Genomic DNA, 22,724 nt, shown 5'->3' with positions numbered 1-22,724 from the left:
GTGCCTTATGAAACAGAGAAAAAATAGCAGAATTGAAAAAATAAGAATGAAACTGGCGATCGTCTGTATCGTGATGACAGTTATCGTGTCACAGATGCCGATGCCGTCGTTCATCCATGCAGTATCCGATATTGCAGATGTCACGCTGGGCAGCGCAACGAAGGAAGCTCAGACGATTCAGATCGAAAACCCGAAGGAGGATATCAAACGATTCGTCTTGAAGCAGGACGGCGAAATCATTGAAACGAAGGATGCAGTTGATGGTCTTACGTTTGATGTCTATACAAACGGTACCTATGATCTGCTGGGCTATGATGAACAGGAGCTTATGGTAGGGGAGCAGTCTGTGACTGTGGATACCTTTGAGGATATGGAAGCTGAAGAGGATCCATCCACCCATCAGGTAACGATCCTATCCAGAAATAAGGATACATACCAGATAAAAGTCAGTGGCACATCGGAAACGGTCATCGAAGCAACGGAAATCAGGCATTGTGTGTATCAGGCTGTTTTCGATGTAGAGAAAAATGGCTCTTATACATTTACAGCAGTAGATATGGATGGAAAGACCTTAAAGGAAATGACATTGGAAATAACAGATATTCCCAAGATATCAGAATCTGGAGAAATTATCCTGAGTAATGAAGATGATTTGGAACAGATCGTTTCTAACCCGGAAGGGAATTTTGTTTTGACTCAGGATATTGAAGTAAAAGGAGATCCTTTAAAAGGGGTCACTTTCAAAGGAACTCTGGATGGTCAGGGCTATGTGATCAGCTGTTCAGATACTCTTTTTGAAGTGCTGGATCATGCAACTATAAAAAATATCGTAGTAAAAGGACAGCTTGCCAATATCAGCCGTAATTCGATACTGGACGGTACAGGGTATTACATCGAAGGCAATGATACGAAACAGGATTATGCAGTTATACTGAACAGTGAGAATACAACGATCCAAAACAGTTTCGTCATGATGAATGTGGAAGGAAGAAATGTCGTAGGATTTGTGCTTGCAGGGACAGCCGATATTAAGAACAGTTATGTTTCCGGTTATCTGAGTGGAGAGACAGTATATGGCTTTGGTAAAGACACTGATGTAGAGAACAGTTATAGCAGTGCATCTCTGAGCGGAGAAAAGCGTACCCTGTTTTCAGATGGAAAGCGGACGGACTGCTTCTATGATGCACAGATCAATGATCTGGAGGATGCAGATGCGCAGCCATATCTCAGTGATGAGATCACATCTGGTACATTGCATAAGGAAGCATTTATAGAGAAAAAAGGGAGCTATCCGCAAATCAAAACAAGTATAGCATGGGAAGAACAGGCACAGAAGACAGCAGACCTTAGTGTCGTGCGTGTAGAATCTGAAAGCAATCTTTCTGCAATGACAGATAGTGTTCGTGCACCTGAACAAAACGAAGATGATATCAAATGGAATAGAAACCTTGTCCGCTCTGTCAATAGAAATCATGAAATGAATGGAGAGATGATCGCATCCGTAGATGATATGCAGAATCGATTCATGTTACGTGCAGCAGCTGCATCAGTTACTATTTCAGCAGGGGAACCAACGACATCTTCAGAAACAGAGATTACCTATCCAGTGAAGATGGGAATCTATTATATCATACAGAAAAGCAGTGATCCGGCACCAAAAAGTCCAAAAACGCATAAAGCCGCTATCGAAAGCGGATGGAAGAGGATGTACTGGGACGGAAGTTATACAGTAAGTGGGCTGAACTGGAATACACGGTATACCGTGTATGAAACAGAACTGAACAATGTAAAAGAAAGTAGTACGATCACAACAAAACACGGTAAGAATAAAGGGACATTACAGCTAAGCGGAACGTACGATATAGGAAATACGATGACCGCCACACTGAGCGATACGAATACGATGCAAGGTACTATGTATTGGGAATATGCCGATACATCCGATGCAACAACGTGGACAGTCGTGAAAACAACGCCAATGAGTGGTACAAAGAGTACGGATACATATGGAGTTACCACTGAACTCTCAGGCAAATACCTAAGAGCACGCTTTGAAACAGATCCAGTAAGCGGTTATACAGGAATACTGCAGGATATCAGCAGCCACAGCGTGAAGGTAGAAATCACCCAAATTGAAATCGTGAACAACAAGCCTAAGACAGCAGGCCAATATACGCTGACAGATAAGCTGAGTGTAAAAATAACACCGGATAAGCTGAATGAAGCCACCTATGCATGGTATCAGGAGGGGAAAACTGAAGCGATTGGAACTGGTATGAATTATACGATCAAGGGGAGTGATATTGGAAAGAAGCTGTATGTCAAGGCAACAGCCAAAGCAGATGGAGAATTGACAGGTACGGAAGAAAGCAATCATACGACAGCAGTCCAAGCCATACAGTGTACAACACCGAATGCATCTACTATGCTTACAGTTATCACATCAGATGATATCACAGTGAAAGTGAAGGTCAGTGCATCAGATGGATTGTACCGTATAGGAATCCAAAAGGATGGTACAGGCGAAATTAAAGAACACGCTGTATTCTTACGTGGGGGCAGTGAAACGACGATCACCGGACTTGATCCAAATACGAAATATCAGCTGTATATCAAAGAGATTGGCGAAGAGGGCTATACAGATTCAGTGTGGAGCAGCGACAGCAAAGCTTTCACTACAGATAAAAGACATGTACAGGGAGATATTGCCATCACTGGAGATCTCATTTATGGAAAGACGCTGACAGCTAAAGTCACGAACACACCAGCAGAGCAAACAGGAGAAGTCAGCTGGTATCGCCTGAACGCTGATGGCAGTCGAAATGAGAGTACAAAACACACAGGCGACAGCTATGTACTTAAAAAGGAAGATGTCGATCAGAAAATCGAATTGGTATACAGTGGAACGGGAATCTATGCAGGAGAGATCAGCTTTATAAGTGATGAAATCAGCAGAGCGGAGAAAGCAGCGCCAGCACAAAACCTAAGTTTTAGCAGTCACAATGATACAACGATAACTGTGAAGATGCCAACAAATATGACAGGAGAGCAGTATATCATCGGACGCAGTACCATGGAGAACGGAGTTCCTGTAGAAGAGGTTGATAGCCGCAATGAAGTGAAAATCCTGAACTCTGGAGAGACTTTTCCAATAACCGGATTGGAAAGAGATACGACGTACTATTTTTCTGTACGCTATGCCCAGTCAGCAACACATCAGAAATCTGATTGGACAGCACAGAGCATCATTGCAAGTCAAAAGACGGATAAGAAGGAATTCATAGGATCGATCACGTTCAGCTATCCAACAAACGATCTGTTAAGAGGACAGACATTGACAGCAGAGCTTGGACCAGAAGATCCCGGCTTCAACTATCAGGGAGAATGGACATGGACAAAGATAGCCAGTGATAAAACAGAAACATCAATCACCAATTATACATTGGCAGCTAACAGAGGATCAACAAGCTATGTGATCCCAGACGATGAACCATATGGCACTACCTATAAAGTAACCTTCAAAGCCACGGTAGGCTATGATGGAAGCACTATACCAGTAACGAGTTCACCGGTAACTCAGCAACTGAAGTCCCAATATACGAAACCGAATGCGAATGATATCGTGATGGAACGAATCGATGACATGAGCTTTAAAGTCAGAATGAGCAAGGGAGAAGGACAGTATCAGTTTGAATATAAAAAGGCAGATACAAATGCTTTAAATTCACTCAGCGGCTGGTTCGATGTGAATGTGTTGGGGAGTAGTACGGATGGCTATACACCTGTAGGAGATCCGGTTAATAGTAATGTAGATGTCATAGTAGAGGGACTTGACAGAAATACGACTTATACAGTCAGAGTGAAGAGAGTCGAAGATGACGGAGGATTAGAAAGTCCTTATGCATATAGTGATAGCGAAGCAGGCAGGACGATCACAACAACAAAGACGACCATTACAGGATATGTCACAATCGATGGCACAGCAAGGTATAACGAGACGTTAAAAGCAACCTATCATCCAGCTGTCTATGCATCAAAAGGAGGAAGTAATTCTGATAGCGAGGGAACGTGGCAATGGTATCGTGGAAATACAGCGATCACAGGCGCAACTAGTGATAGTTATACCATCAAGGAATTTGATGATATAGGGAAGACACTGAAAGTAAAATATACCATGCCAGCCAACAACGATTTTACGGGAAATGTAGAAGAAACAACGGAAGCGGTAACGAAAGCTTCACCAGATACATTAGGCGAAGAAGGTGTAAAAATTACCTTCTCCACAGAGCAAGAAAGTTCAGGAATTCTAGAATTACAATTCCAAACAACTACTTATATGTCGAGCTTTGGATACTATCGTGTACAAAAGCAAGGCGAAGCAACACCATCGTATCCAACTTCTGCCGACCTTGGCACAAGCTGGCGACAAATAACTGGTAGAAAAGTGCAAGTCAGAACGGATTATACCGGAGCATCTCTTGAATCAAATGAAACGTATGTCGTTTACTATGTAAGTACAGCGACACCTACGTATCTAGCATCCTCGATGCAGGAGCTTCGCCATAAGATGGGAACGAAACAGCAGACAGGGAACATCACGCTGAGTGGTAATTATGTAGAGGGGAAGACGTTAACAGCCAAACTAAACAGTCCTAACAATAGTACGGGAACATGGAAATGGTATAGCAGTAAGGACAAATATAATGGTAGTACTGTAACAGCAATGCCATCACTAAATGATACAACAAAGTGGACGGAGCTGACAGAAGGCTACACGCCAATGAGCAACAGCCTAACAAGCCAGTTGACACTGACAGACAGTCTGTTTGGAAAGTATATTAAGGTTGAATTCGTGTCAAATGAGGAATCAGGGTACAGTGGAACAATTATGAATCCGACAAACAATGATGGATTCGTAAAGAGGATCTATGATGAAACGATTACACTTACGAGTTCAACAACAGATGGAAATGGAAAGCCAAAGGCCTATGCCGGAACGACACTGACAGGCACTGTGAATAACAGTGTGGAAACAACATTGAGTAGAACAACAGCAAGCTTTAAGATAGGAAGCAGCTCTGTGACCGGTAATATAAGTGGAAACAAATTTACATATACAATTCCTGTAACTAGTACAAGTACTTATGCAGATGGAGCAGAAATAATTGCAGAAGTCAGCAAGCCAAAAGTACCAAAACTATATGTAAATAAGAATCTGACTGCATTAGATACTACGAATTTAAACAGTAAAAGCGGCACAGGAGCTACCAGTACCTACTTTACATATGCACGTGGGATTCCTATTAGTAGTGTGCAGGATATGGAGAACTTTCTAAAAAAAGGTACAGGGTACACTGATAGGTCTGCTACATATATAATTACTAAAAATATCAATATGTCGTCTTCATCAATAACTCCTAATAACGTTACAGCAGCCGGAACTTTTTACGGGACATTAAATGGTGATTACCATACGTTAACAGAAATGAAAACATATATAACGAGTTGTTTGAATAACGGTACTATCAAAAACCTGATTATCAATAATTCGAAAGCGAGTACTCCTACTGCTGCAGCATCAACTGACGGATGGCAATGTGCTACTGCGGTTGTTGCGTATACAGATGGGACAGCCCCGCGAATAGAACGAGTTTTGCTGACACAAAGTGATTTGCATGGTAAATATGATGGTGGTGGAATCGTAGGAAAGAATAATGCATCTATGCTTTATGTTGATGAGGTTGTAAGTGCTGGTTCGATAATAAGAAATGAAGATAATACACATTATATGGGAGGTATAGTAGGCTATAATGTCACCAATTTAACAGTTACAGATTCTTATTCAATAAACTCGACAATTATTGATCCATATCCAAATTCATGGGGAGGAGGAATCGTAGGTGGTACAGGGACAGGCAGTGCATCAAGAACGATTTTGACTAATACATTTAGTTCTGGAAAAATACCAGTTACTGACAGATCCGGTGGTTTGATTGGTGTTGATCAAAGAAGTCGCTATGATGATCCACGAACAATCACGAATTCATATTACGACAGTGATATAGCAGGTACCACCTATCCATATGAGAGTGGAAAGAGCGAATCGTATACAGGAAAAAGATTACCAACTAGTGAAATGATTGGAAATAAACTACAAAGTAAATACGGTAGTGATGGAACATGGATTTATACAAACGGATATTATCCTAGATTATCATGGGTTGCCAATCACCCTGCTACAAAGCTGTATTCAGCTACTCGAGGAGCATTCACGAGTGTGGATGGAGCTACATCAACGACTGATTTATTTAATGGAAATGTTTATGGTGTCATCCAAGTACCTGCAGAACTCCAAAGCAATGGATATTCAGTTACATCCAATAACTCCAGTATACTGAAAGTTGGAACAAATGGAACGCTTATTCCGAAAAATACAGGAACTGCAACTATTACAATCAGCTATACTGATTCTGAAACAGGTACATCAGCATCCAATACGTATGATTTTACGGTTAAGAGTACAATAAATGAAATGGGAACAGTTACAATCAATAACACTAGTCCAAGAATGTATCAAACATTAACAGCGAGCTGCTCAACGAGTGGAGTTAGTTATCAATGGTATCGCAGAAAGAGCGGAACAACAGAGACAACAGCCATCAGTGGAGCGACCGCATCAACCTATAGCGTGAAGGCAAATGATGTTGGCTATGAGCTGACGGTTTTGGCAAAAAAAGGTGGTTATGCCTCTACATATGCAGCCTATACCAATACAGTCACAACATCTACTTCAAGTGCTCCTACTATTGTTTCTGGTTCAATCACTGACAGTCAGGCTACTATCAAAGTGAATGGAGGAGACAGCACTCTAAGGTATGAATTTGCCTATGAGCGAGCCGACGCAAATGCCAAGATTATCATTGATGGAGACTATTCCTATACAGAACAAGTGAAAATAGAGAATCTGGCAAGAAATAAATCATATCGTTTCTATGTACGTGTTGCAGCAGGAGACGGCTATGAGGCAGGAGCCTGGAGTCCAGCGGCAACGGCTACAACACAGAGAACAAATGTGACAGGAAATGTAAATCTGGGACCTGCAGTCAATAACGGTTCCGACCTGACCATGGCGATTGATAAGATCAACGGGCAAACAGGAACATGGAAATTAGAGCGATTGAATGCATCAAATGATACAGTAGTTGCTACAATCAACAACAACTATTCCGGTAATAACTCCTGTAGCTATACATTAACAACTGCGGATGTTGGATATCGAATACGAGCTACCTTTACAGGCTCCGGTGATTATCAGAGTAATAAGACAGCGGCAACTGCAGTCATAAAAAAATCATTGACATCTCTTCCAGCGGATGAGGGAGCCTTCAGCAAATCTTCAGGAACCGATACGAAGCTCGTGGTCACGACACCAAATAAAACAGTAAGTAAGATCGATGTTGGGGTTGCTGATTCTGTAAGCGGAGAGCCTAAGGTGATTACGGCTACTGGGGGAACTACACCGGGAAGCAGTGTTACAGTACCTGATCTATCTAGAAACAAAGAATACTATTTCAGCTATAGGATTGCAGAAACAACAGGTGCAGAAGCGAGTCCATGGAGCAAGCGTACGCCGATATCAACGGAAAAGACGTCAGTGCAGAATGGAATGGCGATAACAGGAACGCAAAAGGTAGATCAGATGATCGTGTTCACATTACCGGATACAAACAAGCCAACAGGAACGTGGGTACTTGAAAGTACAAAGAGTGGAAAGAAGGTTACGATATCACCAGAGCTCTATACTGTTGATCCGGTAAAGAACACGCTGAGCTATACGGTACAGCCAAAGGATACAGGCGGAACATTAACGGCGACCTTCAATGGGACAAAGGACTTTACAGGAACTGCGACAATAATAACTGGGACGATTAGTAATGCTTCACAGAATACTACGACAGATATGCCGTCAGATTTGAATGTGACAGAAGTCAGTGATAATTCCATGAAGGTGAGTGCTAACAATGGTGCAGTCAGCTATCAGTTTGCATACCGAAAAACAGGTGAAGGAACATGGCATTTGCTCAATGAATCGGTAACAGCTGGTACTGCAGTGTCGATTGAAGGACTGGAACGCAATACATCCTATATACTGGCTGTCAGAAAATCCGCAAAGACAGGATATGATGCAAGCGATCTTAAAGAGATGCAGACAGTATTAACCGCAAAGACAAAACTGAATGGTCTCGTTGATTATGTGAAGGTTGTCAATGGTGTGGAAACGGCACCTAAGGTCGGTGTGGCTGAGGTGAACCAAACGTATAAGGCGACCTATCATAAGGGAAGTTATCCGCAGACAGCAGCTGATGATACGGCAGGCCACTGGCAGTGGTATGCCGGAGATACACCAATAAAGGGTGAAACATCAGCTACCTATAAAGTTGCACCGACGAATGGAAGTCCGGAGATATCTGTTCGCTATATTGTAAACGATGCCTCTGATTTCTCAGGGGAGGTCATAGGAAGAGTCGGTACACTGACGAAGCCTTTATATGATGCACCATCTTCATTACCGACAGTGACCGCATTGGCGGAGGATGGAGCTATTAGAAGCAAACTGCAGATCACGAATACTGAAAAAAATATCGATGCCGTCTACTATTATGTGCAGAAGGCATCCAATCAGAAAGTACCAAAGCTTATCTTTGCGAGCGATGCGGATCTCCATACTTCAGGTGAAGGCACATGGTTCAAGGCAAGCAAGGATGTAACACTAATACTGGATGCCAATACGGACTATGTGGTGTATCTGGCAAAACTGGAAGATGGAAGCCATCAGGCCAGCGGTGTTGTCTCTCAAAGAGCGGTGAGAGCGAAGAAAGAAGATTTAAGCAATATCCCAACTGCGAAGATTACAGAAACGAATGCAGATATCTGGAAGGTTGAGGAAACAAAAGAACTTCGTCTCAGCAACCATAACGAAGCTCCAAGCGGTATCTGGCAATATTATGTCAGCCCGGATAAAACAAAGGATGATAGCTGGATCAATATCACAGCACAGATCAAGGCAAGCAATACATCTAAGGATGGTTATACAGCAACGACTTTCTCCATCCCCGTTAAATATAACGGCTATTATGTGAAGGCGGTATTCAGCGGCAGAAGTAATTATGAAGGCAGTCAGACGTATGTGTCAGAAAAAGCACTGATCGGAACACAGATCAAAGGACATGCTGAAATCACAGATGGAGATACCAGCAAAGTTCTGGTACCTGTAGAAGTCAATTATGTATTCGCAAAGGAAGCCGGCAAAGATATCATAGATGAACAGAGTGGACAGTGGACCTGGTACCGAGTAAAGGATGGTAAGACAACGCAAATCATGAAGGAAGATGGAACGCCATACGGAAAAACCGGAAGAAGCGATAGCTATACACCGGGTAAAGATGATGTTGGCGCTAAGCTTTATGCTCGATATAGCAGTGCAAGAAACGGCATCTATTCCGGAAGTGTCCAAACAAGTCAACTGTCACCGATCGAGCGGGCACCACAGAATACACCAGATGCACCAACACGAAAACAAATCCGTGGAATCATGCTGCAGATGAATCTGCCGACAAACTATCGGATCGATGGAACGACGATTCCGGAAACAGTGCTGAAATATCGTGTAAAGGGAACACTAGACTGGACTACTAATGAAAAAGGCGAATCATGGATTGGAAAAGGATCGGATAAGCTAAAGGCCAATACGACATATGAAGTATGTGCAATGTATGAAGGTACAAGTGAATATTTTCCAAGCGAAGCTTCTATAATCACAGAAGTGAAGACAGGGAGTATCCCGTTAGAGGAAAAGAACTTGAGTATTGCACAGAATGATGTACTGGAAGCAGGTCAGTCGATTACCGCAACCTACAGTGGAGACGGCTATGATGAAGGAGTCTTCACGATCGAGCGAAGTGATGGAACAGTTATAAAAGAAAATCAGAACGGTATAAATGCAGGTACGAGCACTTCCTTGCTATATGCAAGTACGACAGCAGATATCGGAAAGCGTATCGTTGTCAGATACAGTGCGAAAGAAGATGCCGCAAACTATGGCGGCAGTGTTGAAAAGAGCAGCCGTGAAGTCGTGAAGGCAAAGAATACAGCAGCAGCGATAGTACCAATCATGGAAACGGAACTGGATACGAATCTGTATGTGACCAATGTAAAGGATACACAGGAATATATCCTGCTGGAAAGTGAGGAAAATATCGCAGATAAGGAAGAAAGCGACTGGACACCACTCAATGCAGACAGTACAGGTAAATATGAATTTACACATCTAAAGAGAAATACCGCTTATGTGTTGTACACACGTCTGGCTGAAACATCAACGTATACAGCGGGTACTCCAACAGCATCCGCATCCGTCAAGACACTAGCATATAACGATGCGGGAAGTATGGAAGTTCTCAATAGAAATGACGGCAGTGCAGCAAGAAATGAAAGCAGTGAGATCACTTTCCCTCACAGTCTGAAAAAGGGAACCATAAAAATCGATGCACTGAGCATCATGAAAGGCAGTACATCACTTCATGTTCAGCCAGTCAGTGTCTTTGCAGAGGATGATGGCAAGGCAACAAATATTACTATTGAAAAAGGAAGCAAGTGGGCAAATGAGAATTTTGGTCTGCTAATAAAGGTGTATGATGCATCCGGAAATCTGCTTGTGAGCGGTGAAGCAGGCGATAGTATGACTGTGCCAGATACTGCAGCGAAGATGACGGTAGAGGTCTATCGAGCCAATGCTGTTTCAGATGGTGGACCATATACATGGAGTCTGACACTGGAAGACAGTGAGAAGGAAACGGCTGTGTATCAGGGAACAGCAACAATGGTCACGCAGCTGAAGAATCTGTCTCCTATCAAGATCGACCTGAATCTGAAAGGACAGCAGATCACACAGAGTACGAATGATGCTAAAGTCAGCAATCATCTAAACTATATGCCAGTGACATTGAGTGTCGATCAGAAAGTCACGAAGGGAACAGGCTTGCCATCGCTGATGGGTACTATGGATATCGGTCTTGGTCAGATCAAAAATGATGAAGCCTATCTGAAGCTGAGCACTGACGGCAGTGACTACAATAAGCATGCAGGAGTATGGTTCACGACAGAGGGTACGAGCAAGACACAGCCGATCTTTGATCTTGGATATAAAGGCAGTGGCGGCTTCTATATCAGTGGAGCTGTCAGTAAAGAACAAAGCTGGCCATGGGATGATACTGGAGGAACAAGAAAAACGGATCAGGCCTATCAGATCAGCTTTAAGACAGCGATCTCAGAAAGCGATACAAAGCAATATGAGGATAGAGCGAAGAAGTGAGGGATGAGATGAAAGAGAAGAAACAGATGAAATGGATCGGGATCATCCTCATCCTGATCGTACTTGCAGGAGGAGTCCTTGGCTGGGCATTTCTGCATGATAACGGTTTTCACTTCGATCAGGCGGCAGAGGATGGCAGTCTGGATGGCATGAGTGAACAGGAAATAAAAGACATGCTGAACGACAAGGTCGACAAGAGTATGCTGTCGATCTCGATCAATGCAAATCCTGTATTTGAAAACGGGAAGAGTAAAGGTTCTTTACGTATCGAAAATTCACCCGGTAATAACTATAACATTCGGGTGAGGATCGTAAAGGACGAAGACCAAAAGGAGATCTACTACAGCGAAGGTATCAAACCAGGACAGGTGATCAAAGAAGATCATCTGGATGAGACGCTGAAAAAAGGGAACTATGCCTGTACAGCGATATTCGAGGCATACGATACAGAAACGAATAAAAAGGTAGGTGAAGCAAAAGCACAGCTTAACATTGTAGTAGAAGGATGAGTGTCATATCCCATGAACAGGAGCGGGGATGTAAAAGATACGCTGTCATGAGAAAAGGAAGGGTACAAAACATGAAAAAATTATTGGCGATGAGCATGGCTGTTATGATGATGCTTGGTGTAACAAGCGTATCAGCTGCAGAAGATGGAGACACAAAGACAACAGGGACAACAGACACAGAATCAAATCAGAGTGGAGAAATGTGGGCAACCTTATCTGGAGAACCTTTAAAACAGATGAAGGTGACCGTTCCGATCCGTATGGACTTTGCTGTTTATCATGAAGCTGATAAGACAGATGGAGTTAATACATTTGTAGCAGGAAACTATAAGATCAAGGTGGAAGCAGATTCAGAAGTCGGTGTAGAGCTGACAAAGATCCAGATCCAGAATGCAGAAGGTGGCGCATGGACACTTGTGGACAGTAATGATATCGCAACAGATACTGCAAACAAGGAGGATGTAGCGTCTATGAAGACCGTTGCATTGAGCATTGCGGGATCAAAGATGGCGTATGGATCAGGAGTGGATATCACAAACTTTAATGTTGGAGTAGGAGCTGAAAAGTCATTAAATGTGACAGGAACACCAACATCCGCAAAATTAAAGGGTACAGGTGATGCGGCAGCCGCATTGAACGGAACCGCAGAGCGAGCATTCGATGTAGTCTATACGATCAAACAGGTAAAATAAAACAAATGAGCACGAGATATCGTGCTCCTGAACAAGGAAGAGAGTACTCTCTTTCTTATTCAGAAGCATGAGGCAGGGAGAGTATATGAAAGAGAATAAGAAGATAAAAAAATATGGATTTCTGATAACGATCCTTTCGATCCTTATCGTGGCAGTCATCGGCTGGTCATTCTATGAAAAAGGTGGATTACAGTTAGATCCGAAGCAGGAAGAAGGCACATTGGATGGAATGAGTGAGAAAGAGATCAGAGAACTGATGGAAAAGAAGGCTACAGAAGGCGAATTCATCATATCCATCAATCAGGAGCCAAAGTTTCCAGATGGAAGCAGCGAGGGAAGTTTGCGCATCGAGAACAGTCCGCAGAACCGCTATCTGATGGTCGTTGCGATCTTTGAGAGAAAGGACGATGGGACACAGGGGAAAAAGCTGTATGAGAGTGGTGCGATCAAACCTGGCAGCAAGATTGAACAGGATAAATTGGATGTGAAACTGAAAAAGGGCAGCTATCCTGTACAGGCAGTGTTTTCCGCCTATGATGTAGAAACAAAAGACTATGTGGGAAAAGCGATCGGAGAGCTGACGATCGTCGTTGAGGAATAGCGGAATGGATAAAAATAAGAGGGAAATAATACTGATCATTTCTATATTACTGTTTGGAACATCGCTGGTCATGTATAAGCTGAGCTGGAGATCAGAGGAGGGCCTGATCAGGGAAGGAGAAAAGGGAGAGCTTCCTGGTATGAGCGAGGATGATATTTTGAAGATGCTGAACGAGAAGGTGGAAGAAGGCAGCTTTCAGATCAATATCAACAGCGAGCTGAGCTTTGAGGATGGAATAGCAAAGGGAGACATGAGGATCCTGAATTCACCAAACAATCACTATCTTCTGGTCGTAGAAATGTACCTGAAGGAGGATAACAAAAGAATCTATAAAAGTGGTGCAATCGAACCAGGATATTATATCGAACAGGATACCCTGGATGTGAAGCTGGAAAAAGGAGATTATCCGGTAAATATCCATTTCAAGAATTATGATATCAAGAGTGAACAGTTTGTTGGCGAAGCAGTCGCTGAGAATGTCATACATATAAAACACTAGGAGGTGTAGAGAATGGGAAAAAGGGTAAGTGTTCTAATGATTCTGATGATGATCTTCTGCATGAACATGAATTCGATCTACGCAGAGGATCATGATCAGAAAAAAGATACAGTTGAAGAATATTATGAAGAGGTGCAGTCAAATTTGCCATGGAAACAGGAGGTCAAAGGAAGTATGTATGGGTATATGCTGGGCGTGATTAAGAAACCCGATCCTGTGCTTCCTGAAGATCCTGATCAGCCACAGGTGCCAGATCAGCCGGGAGATGATGATATCATCATTGTCGTGCCTACAGATCCAATTAAACCGGTAAAGCCTGGATCTGGAAATGAAGCATCAAAGAATGATGCATCATCAAACTCAGGTAAGGATACAAATAAACAAACAGATACAACAGATACAAATCAGGATAAATATTCTGAAGCGTATAGGCAGCAAGAGCTGGAAGGAGCCGGATATTACTGGAATGACAGGACAGGGCAACTGACCATAAGCAGCACGCTGTTATCAAAAGCGAAGGCAGATAAACAGGATATCTATCTATATGTAGAAGCAGAGCAAAGGTATCGGATCCACATCGTATATGGAGATATCAAGAATACAGATAGGGATATCACGATCGATTTGAGCAAATGCAGGCATTTGACTAAGATTCAGAAAATCGCAGGAAAGGATGCAATATGGATCCTGCAGTGTGAACAAGCTCCTATAGGTATGAGGGTATATGTCGCAGTAATGGTACCGGAAAGCTGGTTGGACAAATATCTGTATCATTATACGTATGAGGATGGGAAGTTCGTTCTGAAAAAAATGCTGCTAAAAGCAGATAAGGATGGGTATGTAGAAGTCCTGTTAACACCGGAAACAGATCAGGTGATCACAGATAAGCCAATACTGCAAACAGATTTTCTAGATTGGGTGAAAGGACTTTTCGGTCAGAATGAAAAGGTTGATCCTACATATGCAGCGATCGCTGTCGGTAGCTTTACGATAGCATTAGGCGGACTGTCTTATGTATTCCTGAGAAAAAGATGGAGAACGAGAAAGAACGTTCCTGATGAAAAAGAATAAAGAAAAGCGGAAAGAGATAAGCGTGACATACATCATCAGCTTACAGCTTCACCTTATGTATGCAGGCATGTGCTGTGACTGCTTTTTAAGGATAGTATAGCAGTGCAGGATAATAATATGGAAGCATCGATAAGCAAAGCATGAAGCAGGAGTGATAGATGTGGGAAAAACGATAGAGAAGCAATTGGAGGTACTGACACAGCGGCTTGCCGAGCTTTATTATATAAAACGCGATCATACAGGACTTTCCGGTTTTTTATCTGATAAGGTCAGCTGGATCAGAACCGGAGTAAATGAAATCTGCTTCAGTAAAGAAGATGCAGCAAGAATCTTTGCAGAAGAACTTAATGTCTATGATGGCTATTTCCTTATCAAAAAGTCATGGTATCATGCTGTTGCGATCGATCAGAACTGTGCTGTTGTGATGGCAAAGCTCACTGTTGAGACACCACCGGATACGCATTATCTTGTTTCCATGCCGTTACGTTTTTCTGTAATCTGGGTGAAGGAAAAGGAATTATGGAAAATCGTTCATATCCATGATTCTATAGCAGATAAGAATATGCAGGAGGATACTTATTTCAATATCGACAGAGCAAAGAGTGCGTATTCACAACTCAATGACAAGCTCATTCAGGCTGTGAACACAGATGCATTGACAGGGATCAATAACATGCGAGGCTTTATCAATGATACAGAACAGTTATTTCAGGACTATCCAAATGAATCTTATGCGATCGTCAAATTCGGTATTAAGAATTTCCGTTATATCAATAGAACGAGTGGATATAAGATGGGGGATAAGGTCTTACAGACGATCGCAAGATACCTGAGCAAGATGTGTCGTGAAGGAGAAGCCTGTGGCCGTATTGAAAAGGACATATTTGCCGTGACGCTTCGTTTCTATACAAAGGATGAGCTGTTATATCGTCTTGAACGTGATATCAAAGAGAAATTGAATGATAACAGGATGCGTAATGAGTTATATATGGAAATCCATTTCACAGGAGGGGTATATCAGCCACAGGATATACAGCATGAGCATGTGATCGATATGTTGGATAAGGCATTGATCGCACAGCAGAGCATCCCTAAAAGCCTTGCAGGAAGTCATCTGTTTTATTACGAGAATCATATGATGGACGCGATGATCAATAAAAACAAGCTACTGGAATCGGCAGTGCCAGCCATGCAAAAAGAGGAATTTATCTTGTATATTCAGCCACAATTCGATATCGATACGAGAGAAGTCGTCTCTGGTGAAGCATTATGCAGATGGAAAAAAGCAGATGGAGCATTTGTATTACCGAATGAATTTATCCCTGTTTTCGAAGAATATGGAATGATCATCAATTTTGATTTTCATATGCTGGAGATGCTCTGTAAGAAGCTGCGCTCATGGATGGATCAGGGATTAGCGATAAAGCCGATATCGGTAAATCAGTCCCGCCTGCATATAGGAAATCAAACATATTTTGAGAATTTCTGTGCAACAGTGGATCGATATAAGATCCCACATGAATATATCGCTTTCGAGTTGACAGAATCTGCCTTTGTGGAACAGCAGGATGACATGCTTGATCTAGCTATACAATTACACAAGCGTGGTTTCCTGCTTGCAATCGATGACTTTGGGACTGGTTATGCATCCTTGAACTTTCTAAGCGTTGTTTCTGCGGACATTTTGAAAATCGATAAGTGTCTGCTGGATGGGATCGAGAATAGCAAGAAAGCAAGATCGATCATAGAAAAGACGATCGAACTCGCACATGAAATCGATATGACAGTGATCTGTGAAGGGATCGAAAAGGAATGCCAATTGGAGTATCTCAAAAAGATCCATTGTGATATAGGGCAGGGCTTTCTAATCGGACGACCAATGATAGCGGAAGGATTCTCGAACGAATATCTTGGAGCACAAAGCGGAGAAGATGAAATCGTATAGGAGAGGAAGCGTGAAATGAACATATTCAAAAAGAAGAAAGCGATCAAAAAAGGAAAGATCATTGTGGATCATGGAAATAACGACATTCGAATCTATCAGACGCCGCAAGGTCTGGTTCATATGGAAATCGATAAGGAGAATAAGAAGGACAGGAAGCTCGATCATGATTCCTGTCAATAGTATGAAGTTAAAACAGGCCTAAAGGATATTTCATCGCATTTAGGATGTTATTAAAATAGCAGGAGGATGAAAATATGGAATCTGAAAATATGATCGTTATAGAATCACTATCGGATTTAGGAAAGGATCTGGCAGAGGTGAAGGATGCGCTGAATCATTACAAGGAAGAACATAGCATTCTTTATATAGATGGAACAGAGGTGCAGCCGAAATTCCTTTTGCTGTTTCTGGAGCATGTTCTGTCATTGCAGAGAGAGAAGATAAAAAAAAGTCAACGAGAGGGGATCGAACTTGCATTGCGTAGGAAGCATGAGGGGAATGGAAGATATGGCAGACCTAGAATGATCCTACCTGAAGACTTCCATGAGCGGGTCAGTGAATGCTTTAAGAATAATTATCCATTGAGTGACTATTACGATGAAATCAAAATGAAGAGATCGACATTTTATAAATATGCGAATAGGATAAAAAAGGAAATGCTTTCAGGAAAATAGAAATGTGAATGAAAGCAAGTGACAACATAAGAGTCAGATGTTTGTCTGATTGATCATGAAAACCGGAAGGACTCGTGCGTTTTTTAGGCGAGTCTTTTATAATACAAATCGAGGTCTGATTGATGAAAGCCATATCGTATCTCTGATTATCTGGTATTATGTGATGAATCTTCCAAAGCATTTCTTCCAGAACTATATTTTTTAAAATCATACAAAAAATTCGCTGAAAATATGATAAAATAAACAGACCTTGCATTATCCCGCAAGCAGAAGTATATAATTGGTGCTATTTTCAGGCTATCATGTGAAGCAGACAGACTGCATGGGAATGTGCATGAAAATTTTGTACATAATAAGGAAATCCGGTCGCTGTTGCGACAGGTAAGGCGATTTGTTCTATGATTTACGAGCCATGCTTATGATAGCACTTAGGGAGGTGTTGAATTGGAACAAAAAAGAAACATCTATATGGCAATTGATTTAAAATCATTCTATGCATCAGTTGAATGCATAAGCAGAAAGCTGGATCCCTTAACTACGAATCTGGTTGTTGCGGATGTTGGGAAAACGCAGAAAACAATTTGTCTAGCAGTAACACCCTCCCTGAAAAAATTCGGAATATCCGGAAGAGCCAGACTTTTTGAGGTTATACAAAAGGTTAATGAAATCAATCGTCAAAGAAAACGAAAGGCTCCCGGGCATGCCTTTACCGGTGAATCCTATGATGAAACGGAATTACTGCAGCATCCGGAATATGCTATGACCTATATCGCAGCGCCTCCCAGAATGGCGCATTATTTGGAAATCAGCACGGAAATCTACAACATATATCTCAAATATATATCCCCCAAAGACATTCATGTATATTCCATCGATGAGGTCTTTCTGGATGTTACAGGGTATTTGAAAGCCTATCAGACGTCACCGCGGGAGCTTGCCAAGCGTATGATTCTGGATATCCTGAATACAACCGGAATTACTGCTACAGCCGGTATCGGTACCAACCTGTATCTTTGCAAGGTTGCGATGGATATTGTTGCCAAACGAATCCGGCCGGATGCGGATGGTGTGCGTATCGCACAACTGGATGAAATAAGATACCGAAAATTATTATGGAAGCACCAGCCTCTTACCGATTTCTGGAGAATAGGAAAAGGAATTTCAAAGAAGCTGGCACAGATTGGTTTGTATACCATGGGAGATATAGCAAAATGCTCCTTGGGAAAGCCGGAGGATATCTACAATGAGGATCGCCTGTACCAGTTGTTTGGTATCAATGCACAGCTTTTGATTGACCATGCATGGGGATATGAGCCCTGCACAATGGAGGATATAAAGGCATATCAGCCACAGCATACGAGCATCTCAACCGGACAGGTGTTGCATTGTCCCTATGATTATGAAAAGACAAGACTGGTCATTAAGGAAATGCTGGATTTGCTGGCTCTGGCACTGGTTGACAAACAACAGGTCACAGATCAGATTATTCTTTCTGTCGGCTATGATATAGAAAACCTAGATAAACAAAGCTATACGGGAGAGGTGACAACAGATCGTTATGGACGTAAAATCCCAAAGCATGCACACGGTACTGCTAATCTAAAACGGCATACGGCCTCCTGCCGACTGATGAGTGAGGCAGTTATGGAATTGTTTGACCGTATTGTAAATCCGCAGCTGACGGTGCGACGGATTCATATCAGCGCTAATCATATACTGGATGAACAGCAGATCCCTGCTATGGAGATGAGGGAACAAATGGATTTATTCACCGATTATGAGGCGCTCACTCAACAGGAGCTGCAGGAAAACAAACAGTTAGAGAAGGAAAAAAGGTTACAGCAGGCTACTCTGCAAATCAAGAAAAAATATGGGAAAAACGCAGTATTAAAAGGAATGAATCTGGAGGAGGGGGCGAATACCATCCAGCGAAATAAAACCATAGGCGGTCATAAGGCGTGAAAGGAGACAGGATGAAAGCAGACGACATTCACAAATATGATGATATTCTTTACCGCGAGCATCCAGTTTCTAAAAAGCATCCGCAGATGTCAATTCGTGATAGGGCGGCTCAATTCGCACCTTTTGCCGCTTTGACCGGACATAAGGAAGCTGTTCAGGAAACACAGCGATTGGTAGAACAAAAAAGAATTCTGGATGAGCATCAAAAGCTGATGCTTAATGAAAAGCTGCAGGAAATCACTTTACGCATAAAAGAAACACCTAATATACGGGTGACATATTTCCAGGCGGATGAGCGAAAGGATGGCGGCAGGTATCTTACTTTGATTATGCGTGTGAAGCGTATAGACGAGTATCAGAAACGGCTGGTATTTACGGATCGATCCTGGATCAGATTGGAGGATTTATATGAAATAGAGCTGCTCTCTGATTCATAAATACAATGCATGACAGCAAGGGAAATATGATCTGTACATAGCTTATCTATATACATGCAAAGACTGTCCATGGAAATAATACAGGCAATGCTTTTTCACTATACAGCTTTTTTACAGTCTGACAGACAGCTTCGTATCTGCCAAGTATGACTGGTGTTGATAAGTGATTTCCATCGTTAAAGAGAAATATTTTTCATATGATGTTATCTTTATGGTAATAAATATAATGTAATTTTATAATTTTTTTGAAAAAAAGATAAAATATTTCATGTTATGTTATAATGGATGAAAAGGAACAATGAAACATAAAACGCTGTAAGCTCATTGCTGGTTTGATTGAACGTGATCTTATTATCTTGCGTCATTCATAATAAGATGCAGGCAGATAGCTTCGCATTCTTTATCAAACCGTCAAAAGCATCATCGTAACAGCGGTTTTCCAGGAACTTGGAATAGATTAAAATTAGGGAGGGTCGGTATGGAACAGGTAAAGCAGGAGAATGATAAGCTGGGCAGGATGCAGGCACAGATGATAGAGGAGCTGCCAATAGCGGTAAGCAGACACTGCCTGGATCAAAAGCTGACCTTGCTTTGGGCGAATACGGAATTTTATCAGTTGACCGGTGGTGAGAAAGCTTTTCCCTCTGCTGGGCTCAAGGCTCTGTTTTCGACAGATTTACAGGAATTTTACCAGCTTCGGGATACATTGTTATCGGCAAAAGTACAGGGACTCAGCCGTATAATGCAGCGTATTGGTATCACTGTAAACGGTAAGCGTGTATGGCTATGCGCTTCTGCTGTTCTCAAGCAAGGAAATGATGATTCCTATGAGGTAGTAATATGCTATACTCCCATTCAGGAACCTATGGAGAAGCAAGAGCGGATTGTACAATCAGAGAAGGAAATGACAGAAAATTTCAAATGGATGATGTCAGTGTATAGCGGAAATGTTTATATCAGTGATATGGATTCCTATGAGCTTTTATATGTGAATAAGCATGCCTGTGACACCCTGCAGACAAGTGCGTCCCAGCTATTGGGAAGAAAATGCTACGAGGCAATCCAGGGGCTGGATGCACCCTGTCCGTTTTGTACCAATGCGCATTTGAAAAAGGATCAGACCTATGAATGGGAATTCTACAATCCCAATCTGAAACGAACCTTTATGATCAAAGATCGGATGCTGGATTGGTTTGGTCACCGAGCACGCATTGAGCTTTCTTATGATATGTACAGTGAGGAATATAAGCTGGCGAAAAAGGATCAGGAGCGTGAAGCGATTTTAAAAACCATTCCTGCGGGTATGGTGCGCATTGACGCCCGGGACAATAATACGATTTTGTGGTATAACGGCATATTTCTGGAAATGATCGGTTATACACCGGAGCAGCTTGAGGAAGAGCTGCATTATGGCTGCAGAAGCTATATTCATCCAGATGATATAGAGCGTATTCTTTTACTGCGCAGCAAGCTGAAAAAAACCGGCGATAATGTTGTGCTTGAGGCCAGAGCCTATAATCGCTTTCAGGAGGAGCGTGTCTGGACAGTGACACTTTGCTATGTCAGTGGTGAGGATAGCTGGGATGGAATACCATCGCTGTACAGTACCGGTCTGGATATTACCGAGGAGCGAAGACAATTGGAGCGGCTGCGTCACAAGGCGGAAAAGGATGCCCTGACAGGAATCAATAACCGCGATGCGATGAAGGTGCAGATCAAAAACTATTTGCAGGAGCAGCCGGATACCATGAACGCACTGATTATGATTGATACAGACAATTTCAAGCAGATCAATGATACACTGGGACATATTACCGGCGATCTTGTGCTTAGCGAAATGGCAGCCGGAATGAAGAAAATCGTGCGGAAAAGTGATCTCGTAGGACGAGTTGGCGGTGATGAATTTACTATATTTATTAAGGATATTTCTTCACAGCAAACTGCTGAGGAAAAGGCAGAGGAGCTGTTATCCATGTTCCGGCATCTCTTTATCCGTGAAAAAAAGCCGTTGAAGGTCACCTGCAGCATGGGAATCGCTCTATATCCAAGAGACGGGAAAAGCTTTCAGGAGCTTTATGAATGTGCAGATAAAGCGTTGTATCAGGCTAAGCTGCATGGTAAGAACAATTATCACATGTATGATCCAATGGAGCAGAGTACGCTGGAGCTTTTGAATAACTCATCACTTGGTGCAGCCATTGATTCTGAGCAGCGATATGCAGAGAGTCCGGATAATCTGGCACGCTATGTTTTCCGTATTCTTTATCAATATGAAAATCTGGATGAAGCTATTCAACTGGTGCTAGAGGTCGTAGGGAAGCAGTTTGACGTCAGCCGTTCCTATATTTTTGAAAATACGGAGGATGGCAGGCGCGGAGCAAATACTTATGAATGGTGCAATGAGGGAATCACTTCACAAAGGGGGCAGCTACAGGATGTAGAGTATAGCGCTTGTGGAGATTATGAATCTCTGTTTAAGGATAATCATGTCTTTTATTGCAGAGATATAACTGTTCTTCCTTCTGTTTTGGTGGATTTGTTTACAGATCAGGGTATCCATTCCACCCTGCAGTGCGCATTTTATGATAGGGAGATATTTAGTGGCTTTGTAGGCTTTGATGAATGTACAGGGCATAGATTCTGGACAAGGGAGGAGATTAGCTCATTGTCTCTGATTTCGCAGATACTGGCTATTTTCCTAAAATTAAAGAGAATGGAAAATCGCAATCGCTGATGCAGAAAAGGCAATTCCAGGTGGAAACTCTCATGGGATGACACATTGAGGTGCATCAATGCAAGCAAAACATATAAAAATCGGTAAGCTTTAAAAATCCTCTGTTAAGGGGATTTTTTATTATGGTATACATGGTATGGATGCTATCAGATGGGGTAGGGTTAAAAGGATAAGTGAAATCTATCTCCAATAAAGCAACAGTATGTTATGATAAGGTGATTTCGATAGC

General features: G+C 42.2%; 12 protein-coding genes. All 12 read left to right on the top strand.

The window, feature by feature from the left end; genetic code table 11:
• The first annotated feature begins 7 nt into the window (after positions 1 to 7).
• The 12 genes from GKZ87_13220 (at position 8) to GKZ87_13165 (ending at position 22,495) form a co-directional block, all read left to right on the top strand.
• The gene (locus tag GKZ87_13220) at positions 8 to 11,371 is read left to right on the top strand and encodes a hypothetical protein (protein QSI26377.1); all 11,364 of its coding nucleotides are present in this window, start codon (positions 8 to 10) and stop codon (positions 11,369 to 11,371) included.
• Positions 11,372 to 11,379: 8 nt separating this feature from the next.
• On the top strand, positions 11,380 to 11,880 hold the full coding sequence (locus GKZ87_13215; protein QSI26376.1) for a hypothetical protein: 501 nt from the start codon (positions 11,380 to 11,382) through the stop codon (positions 11,878 to 11,880).
• Positions 11,881 to 11,951: 71 nt separating this feature from the next.
• The gene (locus tag GKZ87_13210; protein QSI26375.1) at positions 11,952 to 12,572 is read left to right on the top strand and encodes a hypothetical protein; all 621 of its coding nucleotides are present in this window, start codon (positions 11,952 to 11,954) and stop codon (positions 12,570 to 12,572) included.
• Between the two features lie 67 nt (positions 12,573 to 12,639).
• Entirely contained in the window at positions 12,640 to 13,173 is a 534-nt protein-coding gene (locus GKZ87_13205) for a hypothetical protein (protein ID QSI26374.1), read from the top strand.
• Between the two features lie 4 nt (positions 13,174 to 13,177).
• On the top strand, positions 13,178 to 13,672 hold the full coding sequence (locus tag GKZ87_13200; GenBank protein ID QSI26373.1) for a hypothetical protein: 495 nt from the start codon (positions 13,178 to 13,180) through the stop codon (positions 13,670 to 13,672).
• A gap of 12 nt (positions 13,673 to 13,684) precedes the next feature.
• Positions 13,685 to 14,743 carry a hypothetical protein gene (locus tag GKZ87_13195; GenBank protein ID QSI26372.1) on the top strand — a complete coding sequence of 353 codons (1,059 nt, stop codon included), beginning with the start codon at positions 13,685 to 13,687 and terminating at the stop codon, positions 14,741 to 14,743.
• A 151-nt stretch (positions 14,744 to 14,894) separates the two neighbouring features.
• A complete protein-coding gene (locus tag GKZ87_13190; GenBank protein QSI26371.1) occupies positions 14,895 to 16,688 on the top strand; it encodes an EAL domain-containing protein in 1,794 nt (597 codons plus the stop codon).
• Between the two features lie 15 nt (positions 16,689 to 16,703).
• Complete coding sequence (locus tag GKZ87_13185) at positions 16,704 to 16,868, top strand: hypothetical protein (protein QSI26370.1); 165 nt, start codon at positions 16,704 to 16,706, stop codon at positions 16,866 to 16,868.
• Between the two features lie 227 nt (positions 16,869 to 17,095).
• Entirely contained in the window at positions 17,096 to 17,362 is a 267-nt protein-coding gene (locus tag GKZ87_13180) for a hypothetical protein (protein ID QSI27969.1), read from the top strand.
• Positions 17,363 to 17,806: 444 nt separating this feature from the next.
• The gene (locus GKZ87_13175; protein ID QSI26369.1) at positions 17,807 to 19,324 is read left to right on the top strand and encodes a DNA methylase; all 1,518 of its coding nucleotides are present in this window, start codon (positions 17,807 to 17,809) and stop codon (positions 19,322 to 19,324) included.
• Positions 19,325 to 19,335: 11 nt separating this feature from the next.
• Positions 19,336 to 19,761: a hypothetical protein gene (locus tag GKZ87_13170; protein QSI26368.1), complete on the top strand. Its 426-nt coding sequence runs from the start codon at positions 19,336 to 19,338 to the stop codon at positions 19,759 to 19,761.
• A 586-nt stretch (positions 19,762 to 20,347) separates the two neighbouring features.
• Positions 20,348 to 22,495 carry a diguanylate cyclase gene (locus GKZ87_13165; GenBank protein QSI27968.1) on the top strand — a complete coding sequence of 716 codons (2,148 nt, stop codon included), beginning with the start codon at positions 20,348 to 20,350 and terminating at the stop codon, positions 22,493 to 22,495.
• Positions 22,496 to 22,724 lie beyond the last annotated feature (229 nt).

It is taken from the genome of Erysipelotrichaceae bacterium 66202529 (assembly GCA_017161075.1).
Lineage (GTDB): Bacteria > Bacillota_I > Bacilli_A > Erysipelotrichales > Erysipelotrichaceae > Clostridium_AQ.
The sequence above is the reverse complement of the archived record's forward strand: the minus strand, read 5'-3'. Positions and strand labels throughout refer to the sequence as shown.